This window comes from Azonexus sp. R2A61 (assembly GCF_021401135.1).
Taxonomy (GTDB): Bacteria; Pseudomonadota; Gammaproteobacteria; order Burkholderiales; family Rhodocyclaceae; genus Azonexus.
In genome coordinates this window covers 49,377-61,585 of sequence record NZ_JACBFO010000003.1, presented here as the reverse complement: position 1 = coordinate 61,585, position 12,209 = coordinate 49,377, and the positions used below count along the sequence as shown (strand labels likewise).

Sequence of the window (12,209 nt, the reverse complement as noted above, 5' to 3'; positions counted from 1 at the left end):
TTGCGGTCCACAGCGGGTTGAGGTTGAAAACCATCGCCGGCACCAACCGGCGACGCCTTGCTACGGCGCTTCCGCCACCCACGCCAGCACCTGGTTCACCGCCTGTTCGATGGTGAGGTGCGTGGTGTCGAGCAGCTTTGCATCCGCCTCCTGTCTGAGCGGCGCCACGCTGCGCTGCGAATCGCGCGCATCGCGTTGTTGCAAGTCTGACAGAAGGTCCGCGAGATTAGCAGAGAAACCTTTTTCGATCAACTGCTTATAGCGACGCTCGGCGCGTGCTTCGGCACTGGCGGTGAGGAAGACCTTGAGACCCGCCTGCGGGAAGATCACCGAGCCCATGTCGCGGCCGTCGCCGACCAGGCCGGGCGCGGTGTTGAAGACGCGCTGACGGAACAGCAAGGCCTCGCGCACGGCCGGCAGCGCCGCGACTTTCGAGGCGCCGGCCGAGATTTCCTCGGTGCGGATGGCATCGCCGACCGGCACGCCGGCCAAGCGGATGTCGTTCTCGGTGAAGACCACATCCAGCCCGGCGGCGATTGCCGCGACGCGCGGCTCGTCGTCCCAGGCAACGTTCGCCCGCTGCGCGGCGAGCGCCGTCAGCCGGTAAAGCGCGCCGGAATCGAGGTAGGAAAACCCAAGCGCCGCGGCAACGCGCGCCGCCACCGTGCCCTTGCCGGAAGCCGACGGGCCGTCGATGGCGATCACCGGTGCGGCGCGGGTCACCGCGGCGAAACGGGTGAAATAATCCGGGAAGGTCTTGGCCACGCAATTCGGATCGTTGATGCGCAACGGCGTCGCGAAGGCGGCCAGCGAGAAGCACATCGCCATGCGGTGGTCGTCGTAGGTATCGATGGCGGCGGGTTTGACGGTCGACGGCGTGATCTTGATGAAATCCGCGCCCACCTCGACTACCGCGCCGAGCTTGCGCAATTCGGTCGCCATCGCCGCGATGCGGTCGGTTTCCTTGACCCGCCAGCTGGCGATGTTGCGCAAGGTGGTCGTACCCTTGGCGAACAGCGCGGCCGTGGCCAGCGTCATCGCCGCATCGGGAATGTGGTTGCAATCGAGGTCGACCGCGACCAGACCGCCTTGCGGCGCACGCGCTTCCATCCAGTTCGGCCCGGTTTCGATCAGCGCGCCCATCTGCACCAGCGCTTCGGCAAACTTGACGTCGCCCTGGATCGAATCGGCGCCGACGCCTTCGACACGTACCGGCCCGCCACCAATCGCGCCGAGCGCCAGGAAATAGGACGCCGACGAGGCATCGCCCTCGACATAGACCGTGCCCGGCGAGACGTAGCGACTGCCAGCCTTGACGGTGAAGCGCTGCCAGCCATCGCGCTCGACGACAACGCCGAAGCGGGCCATGATCGCCAGCGTGATCTCGATGTAGGGCTTGGAAATCAGCTCGCCGACGACGTCGACCGTGACCGTCTCGCCAGTCAGCGGCAGCGCCATCAGCAGGCCGGTCAGGAACTGGCTGGAAACGTCGCCGCGCACCTTGATCGCGCCGTCCGGGCGGATCATCGCCGGCTTCAGCTGCAGCGGCGGATAACCGTCGTTACCGAGGTAGGTAACGTCGGCGCCGAGCTGGCGCAAGCCGTCAACCAGGTCGCCGATCGGCCGCTCGTGCATGCGAGCAACGCCCTTCAGCACATAGTCGCCGCCAGCCAGCGCCAGCGCCGCGGTGAGCGGCCGGAAGGCGGTGCCGGCATTGCCGAGGAAGAGTTCCGCCTGCCTGACCGGGAAACGACCGCCGCAACCGACGATCCTCCAGGCTTCGCCGCCCAGGGAGGTGACGCCGACACCCAGCGTCCTGAGCGCCTCGAGCATGCGCTCGGTGTCATCGGACGCCAGCAGGTCGCGCACCTCGGTCTCACCGTCGGCCAGCGCGGCGAGCAGCAAAACGCGATTGGAAATGCTCTTCGAGCCGGGCAGACGGACGGTACCGGCAGCGCCGGTCAGTTGCGGAAGATCGAGAAAGGTCATGCGGATGAAGTTCCTGTTTCGTAGGGTTTCAGGCGTACTGGCGACCGATCCAGTCGCGGTAGGCACCGCTGGTCACGTCATGTACCCAGGCCTGGTTGTCGAGATACCACTGCACCGTCTTGCGGATGCCGGTCTCGAAGGTCTCGGCCGGTTTCCAGCCCAGCTCGCGTTCGAGCTTCGTGGCGTCGATCGCGTAGCGCCGGTCGTGGCCCGGACGGTCGGTCACGAAGGTGATCTGCGTCCCGTACGACTGGCCGTCGGCACGCGGGCTCAGTTCGTCGAGGATGGCGCACAGCGTGTGCACCACGTCCAGATTGGCCTTTTCGTTCCAGCCGCCGACGTTGTAGGTTTCGCCCAGTTGGCCGGCTTCGAGCACGCGGCGGATGGCGCTGCAGTGATCCTTGACGTAGAGCCAGTCGCGGATCTGCTGGCCGTCGCCGTAGATCGGCAGCGGCTGGCCGGCCAGCGCGTTGTGGATGACCAGCGGGATCAGCTTTTCCGGGAAATGATAGGGGCCGTAGTTGTTCGAGCAATTGGTGGTCAGCACCGGCAGGCCGTAGGTGTGATGGTAGGCGCGCACCAGATGGTCGGAGGCCGCCTTGCTCGCCGAGTACGGGCTGTTTGGCTCGTAGCGGTTGGTTTCCCGGAAGGCCGGGTCGTCCTTGGTCAGCGAGCCGTAAACTTCGTCGGTCGACACGTGCAGGAAACGGAAGGCGTTTTTCCCGGTTTCGTCCAGTTGACCGTACCAGGCGCGCACCGCTTCGAGCAGCCGGAAGGTGCCGACGATGTTGGTCTGGATGAAGTCTTCCGGCCCGTGGATGCTGCGGTCGACGTGCGATTCGGCGGCAAAATTGACCACCGCGCGCGGCCGGTGCTCGGCCAGCAGCTTGCTGAGCAGTTCGAAATCCCCGATGTCGCCATGGACGAAAATGTGCCGCGCATCGCCGTCGACCGTGGCCAAGTTCTGCCGGTTGCCGGCGTAGGTCAGCGCATCGAGGTTGATGACCGGCTCGTCGCACTGCGCCAGCCAGTCGAGGACAAAATTGCTGCCGATGAAGCCGGCGCCGCCGGTGACCAGGATCATGTCGGAAAATCCGCCAGGGAAAAGCCGGCAATTTTAGCGCAGCCGCCGCTCACTCGTCGCGCACCCGCAGAAAACTGGCAAACCGCGGCAGGCCGCGCGAAGTCAGCTCGCGGTAACGGTAGGTCACGGTCGCACCGAGCGGCGGCGGATCGCGCCGCTGGTCATCGCTGAAACCGGTGCCCAGATTGAATTCGCGGCCGTCCGGCAGCCGCAGCCGAACCGCGCCAAGCATGCCCGCATATTTGCCCTTGCCCGGCAGATGCGCGACGACCACGCCTTCGGCGTCGAGCCAGGGTTTGAGCTTGAGCAGGGTATCGCTGCGCCCGGTTTCGTAAGGCGCATCGGCCCGGTGCAGCATCAGGCCTTCGCCGCCGCCGGCCAGGACGTCGGCGAGCATTTTCTGCAGTTTGTTGCGGTCGACCGCAGCAAACTGGGGAATTTCCCGCAACCACGGCACGTTGGCGGCACGCACCAGGGCCGCGATGCGCTGCGCCCGTTCGGCGAAGCTGCCGTCGGCGCCGGGCAGTTCGAAGATCATGTAGCGCACGTCGCGCCAGTCGGCATCGAGCGGCTCCGCCTTGCGCACGATGCCGGACAGTCGCTCGAACTGACCGCGGCCGATCCACAGTTCGCCGTCCAGCGGCTGCCCCGGCAAGCCGGCGACAAACCAGGCCGGGGCGGCGATCGGATGGCCGGCACGGCTCAGTAGTTGGTGACCATCCCAGTAGGCGCGCACACCGTCGAGTTTTTCGCTGACCAGGTAATGCGCCGGATCGAGACCGTCGCGATAAAGATTGGCCAGCAGCAGTTCGGGCGGCGCCGGGAAAACGCAGATCGGCCACGTCAGCGCCAGCCAGAGCAGCAGCGCGCGCAGCCCGGACATGCTCAGTCCTGACCGCCCCAGGCCCGCCGCCGCTGGCGGGCGATGTCGAAGACCGCCTCCAGCCGGGCACCGTCGCCGGCAGCCAAGGCATCGTGCAGATCGGCCAGCTGGGCGCGATAGCTATCGAGTTCGCCGAGCAGCGCCTGCCGGTTGGCCAGACAGATGTCGCGCCACATTTCCGGATGGCTGGCGGCGATCCGCGTGAAATCCCGGAAACCGGACGCGGCAAAGGTGAAGAACAGATCGGCGTCGTCGCGTACCGCCAGATCGTGCACCAGTGCGAACGACAGCAGGTGTGGCAGATGGCTGACGGCGGCAAACACGCGGTCGTGCTGTTCGGGCGTCAGTTCGTAGATATCGGCGCCGCACAGCGACCAGGCGCGCTTGATGCGGTCCAGTCGTTCGTCGTTGTTTTCCGGCAGCGGCGTGACGACGACCTTCTTGCCCCAGTAGAGGTCCCAGCGCGCAGCCGACGGGCCGCTGTTCTCGGCGCCGGCGATCGGGTGCGCCGGCACGAACTTGCCGATGTGTCCCTTGAACGCCGTACGCGCCGCGGCAACCACGTCGCCCTTGGTCGAACCGCCGTCGGTGACCAACGTGTTCGGCCCGAGATAGGGCGCAATGCGGGCGAAGATTTCCGGCATCTGGGCGACCGGCGTGGCGACCAGCACGATGTCGGCATCGGCGATTTCATGTGCCGGATTGATCCCGGCGCGGTCGATCACACCGAGTTGCTGCGCGGCGCGCAGCGTCGCCGGCGTGCGGCCGAAACCGACGACTTCCTCGACCGCCCCGGCCTGCTTCAGGCCAAGCGCAAAGGAACCGCCGATCAGGCCGGTGCCGAAAACGACGACCTTGGCGAATTCGGGCTCGCGGGCGGCCATCGCTTCGCTCACTTACAGCGCCTTGGCCAGTGCGTCGAGGAAGCTGGCGTTCTCGGCCGCCGTACCGACCGTCACCCGCAGCCAGTCGGGCAGACCGTAGCCGGCGATCGGCCGGACGATGACGCCCTGCTCGAGCAGCTTGCGATTGACCGAGGCTGCATCGGCGACGCGGAAAGCGACGAAATTGCCGTAGGACGGAATGTATTCGAGCCCGAGGCCTTCCAAAGCCTCGACCAGCTGGGCCAGGCCGCGCCGGTTCAGGTCGTGGCTGGCCTGCAGGAATTCATGATCGTCGAGCGCCGCGTCGGCCGCGGCCAGCGCCAGATTGTTGACGTTGAACGGCTGGCGGACGCGATTCATCAGGTCGGCGACTTCGTCCGACGCCAGCGCGTAACCGATGCGCAGACCGGCCAGACCATAGATCTTCGACAGGGTCCGGCAGATCACCAGGTTCGGAAAATCGGCCAGCCAGGCCGCCGTATCGACGCGTTCGGCGGGCGGAATGTATTCGTTGTAGGCCTCGTCGAGCACGACGAGCACATCCTTCGGCACGTCGGCCAGGAAAGCCCGGAGTTCCGGGTAAGGCAGGAAATTGCCAGTCGGGTTGTTCGGATTGGCAATCCACACGACACGGGTGTCCGGCCGGATCGCCGCACGCATCGCCGCCAGATCGTGGCCGAAATCCTTGGCCGGCACCTGGAGCGGCTCGCCACCGGTCGACAGCGTGGCCAGCGGATAAACGGCAAAGGCATATTGCGCAAACACCGCCGACCGCCCCGGCGCCAGAAAGACGCGGGCGACCAGGTCGAGCAGATCGTTCGAGCCATTGCCGAGCACCACTTGCTTGCGGTCGACCCGGCAACGTTCGGCAATCTTGGCGATCAGGCCGAACTGGTCCGGGTAGCGCTCGACACCGGCAATGGCCGCTGCCACCGCCGCTTTCGCCTTGGGGCTCATGCCCAGCGGATTCTCGTTGGAAGCCAGCTTGACGATACGGTCGACCGGAATCCCCGTTTCGCGGGCCAGTTCGGTGATCGGCTTGCCCGGCTGGTAGGGCGAGATGGCGCGGACGTAAGCGAGGGCCTGATCGGCGAGGCTCATGGACATTCCTCAGTAAACGGCAACCGGGTAGGAGCCGAGAATCTTCAGGTAGGCGGCATTGGCGGCCAGCCGGTCGAGTGCGGCGGCAATCGGCGCTTCGCTGCGGTGGCCTTCGATATCGACATAGAACACGTATTCCCACAACGCATTCTTCGCCGGGCGCGATTCCAGCCGGCACATCGACACGCCGGCTACGGCCAGCGGCTGCAACAGTTCGTGCAAGGCACCGGTGCGGTTCGGCGCCGACATGATCAGCGAGGTCTTGTCGCGCCCGGTCACACCGGCGTCGTGCTTGCCGAGGATCAGGAAGCGCGTGGTGTTGTTCGGCTCGTCCTCGATGTTCTCGGCGAACATCGGCAGGCCGGTCTGTTCGCTGGCCGCGCGCCCGGCAATCGCCGCCGCGCCCGGCTCGCCCGCCGCCATCTGCGCCGCCAGCGAGTTGCTTGCCACCGACACGCGCGGCACGCCGGGCAGGTTGCGGTTGAGCCATTCGTGACACTGCGCCAGCGACTGGGCATGCGAATAGACCTTGGTGATCTCGCCGAGCGTCGCCGCCCGCGTCATCAGGTTCTGATGGATGCGCAGCACGACCTCGCCGCAGATCTTCAGCGGCGTGCCGAGCAGGATGTCCATGCTGCGACCGACGGCGCCTTCGGTCGAATTCTCGATCGGTGCGACGACATAATGCGCGCGCCCCGACTCGACTTCGCGGAAGGCGTCGTCGATCGAGGCCTGCGGCAGCAAGCGCGCGGCATGGCCGAAATGCTTGGTGGCGGCAGCGCAGGTGAAGGAGCCGAGCGGCCCGAGGCAGGCGATGGACAGCGGCTGTTCGAGCGACAGACAGGCCGACATCACTTCGCGGAAGAAAAAGGTGATGTTCTCGTTCGGCAGGGGACCCGGGTTGAGTTCCTGCAGGCGGCGCAGCACCTGCGCCTCGCGCTCCGGCCGGTAGATGAAGCCGGCGTCGCCGAATTCGGCCTTGATCTCGCCGACCTTCTGCGCGCAGCGGGCGCGTTCGTTGAGCAGGCGCAGGATGTCGCCGTCGATCCGGTCGATGTCCGCGCGCACGCCGGACAACGCGCTCTGCAAGTCGTTCTGCGGGTGCTCGCTCATGCGGTCAACCGTTCCTCTTGGCAAAATCGTTCATGAATTCAACCAGCGCACGAACCGAACCCAGCGACACCGCATTGTAGATCGACGCGCGCATGCCGCCGACCGACTTGTGCCCCTTCAGGCCAAGCATGCCGGCATCCTTGGCGGCGACCAGGAAAGGCGCGTCGAGCGCGGCATCGGCCAGCACGAAGGGCACGTTCATGCGCGAACGGCAGTCGGGATCGACTGGATTGGTGTAGAAACCGCCGGAATGGTCGATGCACTCGTACAAAATCCGCGCCTTTTCGGCGTTGACCGCATCGATGCCGGCCAGGCCGCCCTGCTGCTTCAACCACTGGAAGACCAGGCCGGCAATGTAAATGCCGAAGGTCGGCGGCGTGTTCAGCATCGAGTCGTTCTCGGCCATCACCGCGTAATCCATCACCGTCGGGATGGTCAGCGGCGCCATGCCGAGCAGGTCGCGATGAACGATCACCAGCGTGACGCCCGAGGGACCAATATTCTTCTGCGCGCCGGCATAAATCAGGCCGAATTTCTCGACATTGACCGGCCGCGACAGGATGTGCGACGACATGTCGGCAACCAGCGGCACACCGGTGTCGGCGATCCGCTCGGCGGGAATCTCGACGCCGTGGATAGTCTCGTTGGTGCACACGTGCAGGTAGGCAGCGAACGGGTCGAGCCTGATTTCCTCGGCCGTCGGCAGTCGGGTGAAACCGCTGTCCTCGGTGCTCGCGGCGACGCGGACGTTGCCGATGCGCTGCGCTTCCTTGACCGCCTTCTTCGACCACGAACCGGTGACGATGTAGTCGGCCGAGCGGCCGGCCAGCAGGTTCATCGGAATCTGGGCGAACTGCTGCGTCGCGCCGCCCTGCAGGAAGAGCACCTGGTACGGCTCGGGAATCCCCATCAACTCGCGCAGGTCGGCTTCGGCCCGCTCGAGGATGGACATGAACTCCTTGCCGCGATGGCTCATCTCCATGACGCTGCAACCGGCGCCCTGCCAGTCGAGCATTTCTTCCTGCGCCTGGCGCAGGACTTCCTCGGGAAGTGCAGCCGGACCGGCGCTGAAATTATGCTGGCGGGCCATCTCAGTTATCCCCTTCGGTGCCTTCTGCGGTCGACGGCGTTTCCGGTGCATTTTCGGCGTCGACCGCCGCATCGTCATCGGCGCCGACTACCGATTCGGCAACCTTCTCGAGGCCGGCCAGCTTTTCGCCCTCGTCGAGCGAAATCAGCGTGACGCCCTGCGTTGCCCGGCCCATGCCGCGGATTTCCGAAACGCGGGTGCGGATCAGCACGCCGCCGGTGGTGATCAGCATCACCTCGTCGTCGTCGCCGACCAGTTTGGCACCGACCACGACGCCGTTGCGCTCGGAATCGGCAATCGCCTTGACGCCCTGCGTGCCGCGACCGGAGTGGCGGAAATCGGCAAGCACGGTGCGCTTGCCGAAGCCGTTTTCGGTGGCGACCAGCACCGTCTGCTGATCGTCTTCAGCAACCAGCAAGGAGATGACAGTCTGCCCTTCCTGGAGTTTCATGCCGCGCACGCCACGGGCGCCACGGCCCATCGGGCGGACGTCTTCCTCGTCGAACCAGACCGCCTTGCCGGCGTTGGAGACGAGCACGATGTCGCTCTGGCCGGTGGTCAGTTCGACGCCGATCAGGTAGTCGTCGTCCAGCAGGTCGATGGCGATGATGCCGGCCTTGCGCGGGTTGGAGAAGTCGGACAGCGGCGTCTTCTTGACCGTACCGGTATGGGTCGCCATGAAGATGAACTTGTCGTCGGCGAATTCCTTGACCGGCAGCACGGCGTTGATCTTCTCGCCCGGCTCGAGCGGGAACAGGTTGACGATCGGCTTGCCGCGGCTGTTGCGGCTGCCTTGCGGCGCTTCGTAAACCTTCAGCCAGTAGCAACGGCCACGGTTCGAGAAACACAGGATGTAATCGTGCGTGTTGGCGACGAACAGGTGATCGATGAAATCCTCATCCTTGATCGCCGCCGCCTGCTTGCCGCGGCCGCCGCGGCGCTGGGCACGATAGTCGGCCAGCGGCTGCGCCTTGACGTAGCCGCCGTGCGACATGGTGACGACCATGTCCTGCGGCGTGATCAGGTCTTCGATGCCGAGTTCCTGCGTGTGCAGCACGATCTCGGACTTACGTTCGTCGCCGAACTGCTCGCGTACCGCCTTCAGCTCGTCGACAATGATTGCGGTGATGCGTTCCGGACGGGCCAGGATGTCGAGCAGATCGACGATCTTGTCCATCACTTCCTTGTATTCGCCGACGATCTTGTCCTGCTCCAGGCCGGTCAGGCGCTGCAGGCGCAGTTCCAGAATGGCCTGGGCCTGTGCATCGGAGAGACGATAGCCTTGTGCGGACAGACCGAATTCGGGCAACAGACCGTCCGGCCGCGACGCGTCGGAGGCGGCACGCTGCAGCATTTCCTCGACCACCGGGCTGCGCCACTGGCGCGCCATCAGGCCGACCTTGGCATCGGCCGGCGTCGGCGCCGCCTTGATCAGTGCGATGATCTCGTCGACGTTGGACAGTGCGACGGCCAGACCTTCGAGGATGTGGCCGCGTTCGCGCGCCTTGCGCAATTCGAAGACGGTACGCCGCGTCACCACCTCGCGGCGATGCGACAGGAAGCATTCGAGCATCTGCTTCAGGTTGAGCAGGCGCGGCTGGTTGTCCACCAGCGCCACCATGTTCATGCCGAAACTGTCCTGCAGCTGCGTCTGCTTGTACAGGTTGTTGAGGATGACCTCGCCGACCTCGCCGCGCTTCAGCTCGATGACGATGCGCATGCCCGACTTGTCGGACTCGTCACGGATGTCGGAAATGCCTTCGATCTTCTTGTCGTTGACCAGCTCGGCGATCTTCTCGATCAGGCTCTTCTTGTTAACCTGGTAGGGAATCTCGTCGACGATCAGCGCCTGACGATCGCCGCGGCCGATGTCCTCGAAATGCGTGCGGGCACGCATGACGACGCGACCGCGACCGGTCTTGTAACCTTCGCGAACCCCCATCACGCCGTAGATCAGGCCGGCCGTCGGGAAGTCCGGCGCCGGGATCAGGTCGATCAGGTCGTCGATCGAGGTGGCGGGATTCTCCAGCAGCGCCAGACAGCCGGCGATCACCTCGTTGAGGTTGTGCGGCGGGATATTGGTCGCCATGCCGACGGCGATGCCGGCGGAACCGTTGATCAGCAGGTTGGGAATGCGCGTCGGCAGCACCGACGGTTCCAGTTCCTTGCCGTCGTAGTTGGGCACGAAATCGACGGTTTCCTTGTCGATATCGGCGGTCAGGTCGGAAGCGATGCGGTCCAGGCGGCATTCGGTGTAACGCATGGCGGCGGCGTTGTCGCCGTCGATGGAACCGAAGTTGCCCTGGCCATCGACCAGAGTGTAGCGCAGCGAGAAATCCTGCGCCATCCGGACCAGCGTGTCGTAGATCGCCGAGTCGCCGTGCGGGTGGTATTTACCCATGACCTCGCCAACGACGCGGGCACATTTGACGAAAGGCCGGTTCCAGACGTTGTTCGTCTCGTGCATGGCATAAAGCACGCGGCGATGCACCGGCTTCAGGCCGTCCCGCGCATCCGGCAGCGCCCGGCCGACGATCACGCTCATCGCGTAATCGAGATAGGAACGCCGCATCTCGTCTTCGAGGCTGATCGGCAGGGTTTCTTTGGCGAATTGATCCATGTCTCTCTGTCCGCGCAGGGCTGGCCCACGCCGGTTTGGTTGTAGCACGCGTAATTTGTTAGTTTACCACGCCGATCCTGGCCTGCCGCTGCCCGTTTCCCATGCAACACACTCCCCAAGCCATCGACCTGTTGATTGAAGCCCGCTGGATCGCCACGGTCGACACCGGCGAAGTCCTGAAAAACCATGCGGTGGCCGTCGACCGCGACAAGATCGTCGCCGTCCTGCCGGCCGGCGAGGCGCGTAGCCGCTTCTCGGCGGCAGAACACCGGCAGTTGGATAATCACCTCCTGATTCCGGGTTTGATCAATCTGCACACGCATGCCGCCATGACACTGATGCGCGGCATCGCCGACGACCTGCCGCTGATGGAATGGCTGCAGCAACACATCTGGCCAACCGAAGCCGCGCATGTCTCCGCCCAGTTTGTACTCGACGGCACCCGCCTTGCCTGCGCCGAAATGCTGCGTGGCGGCATCACCTGCTTCAACGACATGTACTTCTTCCCGGATGCCGCCGCCCAGGCAGCGACGGAGTTCGGCATGCGCGCGGTGCTCGGCGTGACCACGCTGGAGTTTCCGACCAATTACGCCGCCGACGCCAATGACTATCTGAACAAGGGTCTGGCCGTTCGCGAGCGCTGGCTGACCAACCCGTTGATCAGCTTCAGCCTGGCGCCGCATGCGCCTTACACCGTTTCCGACGCAAGTTTCGAACGCATCGCGATGCTGGCTGCACAACTGGGCTTGCCCATCCACTGCCATCTGCACGAAACCCGCCAGGAAATCAGCGACGCGCTGCAACAGGATGGCCGCCGGCCCGTCGCGCGACTACGCGATCTCGGTCTGCTCGGCCCCGGGCTGATCGGTGTCCACGCGGTTCATCTCGATGATGCCGATCGACGCCTGCTGGCTGAAGCGAACTGTTCGATCGCCCATTGCCCGACGTCGAACCTGAAACTGGCCAGCGGCCTGGCCGATGTCGCGGCGATGCAACAGCGTGGCATCAATGTCGGCCTGGGTACCGATGGCGCAGCCAGCAACAACCGGCTCGACCTGTTTCAGGAAATGCGCCTCGCCGCACTGCTGGCCAAAGGCAGCAGCGGCAACGCCGCCATCGTACCGGCCAGCGAGGCTCTCCGAATGGCTACCCTGAACGGCGCGATCGCGCTCGGCATGGGCCATCGCCTGGGTTCCATCACTCCCGGAAAGCAGGCCGATTTATGCGCAGTGGATCTGGGCACACTTCACGCCTCACCCTGCTTCGACCCGGTTTCGCATCTGGTATACGTCGCCGGCCGGGAGGATGTCTCGGATGTCTGGATTGCCGGAAAGTGTTGCGTACACCACAAAAATTTACGCTATGACTCGCTCCCGCAACTGGAAGCGACTATTACCCTATGGCAGAATGCTCTCCAATTCCGCGGCCAATCCTGAGTTTGCCGG

At 65.0% G+C, this 12,209-nt stretch carries 9 protein-coding genes; 1 reads left to right on the top strand and 8 read right to left on the bottom strand.

The window, feature by feature from the left end; translation table 11 throughout:
- Window positions 1-60: 60 nt before the first annotated feature.
- From L0962_RS09965 to gyrA, 8 genes are read right to left on the bottom strand one after another with little or no spacing between them, the layout of a single operon-like run.
- A complete protein-coding gene (locus L0962_RS09965) occupies window positions 61-1,989 on the bottom strand; it encodes a bifunctional 3-phosphoshikimate 1-carboxyvinyltransferase/cytidylate kinase (RefSeq protein ID WP_234086286.1) in 1,929 nt (642 codons plus the stop codon).
- Between the two features lie 28 nt (window positions 1,990-2,017).
- Window positions 2,018-3,073: a dTDP-glucose 4,6-dehydratase gene (gene rfbB, locus L0962_RS09960; RefSeq protein WP_234086285.1), complete on the bottom strand. Its 1,056-nt coding sequence runs from the start codon at window positions 3,071-3,073 to the stop codon at window positions 2,018-2,020.
- Window positions 3,074-3,122: 49 nt separating this feature from the next.
- On the bottom strand, window positions 3,123-3,956 hold the full coding sequence (locus L0962_RS09955) for a DNA ligase (RefSeq protein WP_234086284.1): 834 nt from the start codon (window positions 3,954-3,956) through the stop codon (window positions 3,123-3,125).
- 2 nt (window positions 3,957-3,958) lie between these two features.
- The gene (locus L0962_RS09950) at window positions 3,959-4,840 is read right to left on the bottom strand and encodes a prephenate dehydrogenase/arogenate dehydrogenase family protein (RefSeq protein ID WP_234086919.1); all 882 of its coding nucleotides are present in this window, start codon (window positions 4,838-4,840) and stop codon (window positions 3,959-3,961) included.
- Window positions 4,841-4,852: 12 nt separating this feature from the next.
- Window positions 4,853-5,941, bottom strand: a complete 1,089-nt coding sequence (gene hisC, locus L0962_RS09945) for a histidinol-phosphate transaminase (RefSeq protein WP_234086283.1) — start codon at window positions 5,939-5,941, stop codon at window positions 4,853-4,855.
- A 9-nt stretch (window positions 5,942-5,950) separates the two neighbouring features.
- Window positions 5,951-7,054: a prephenate dehydratase gene (gene pheA, locus L0962_RS09940; protein WP_234086282.1), complete on the bottom strand. Its 1,104-nt coding sequence runs from the start codon at window positions 7,052-7,054 to the stop codon at window positions 5,951-5,953.
- A 4-nt stretch (window positions 7,055-7,058) separates the two neighbouring features.
- Complete coding sequence (serC, locus tag L0962_RS09935; protein ID WP_234086281.1) at window positions 7,059-8,144, bottom strand: 3-phosphoserine/phosphohydroxythreonine transaminase; 1,086 nt, start codon at window positions 8,142-8,144, stop codon at window positions 7,059-7,061.
- A 1-nt stretch (window position 8,145) separates the two neighbouring features.
- A complete protein-coding gene (gyrA, locus tag L0962_RS09930) occupies window positions 8,146-10,764 on the bottom strand; it encodes a DNA gyrase subunit A (protein WP_234086280.1) in 2,619 nt (872 codons plus the stop codon).
- Window positions 10,765-10,865: 101 nt separating this feature from the next.
- Between gyrA and L0962_RS09925 the strand changes: the two genes are divergently transcribed.
- Window positions 10,866-12,200 carry a TRZ/ATZ family hydrolase gene (locus tag L0962_RS09925; protein ID WP_234086279.1) on the top strand — a complete coding sequence of 445 codons (1,335 nt, stop codon included), beginning with the start codon at window positions 10,866-10,868 and terminating at the stop codon, window positions 12,198-12,200.
- The last annotated feature ends 9 nt before the right edge of the window (window positions 12,201-12,209 follow it).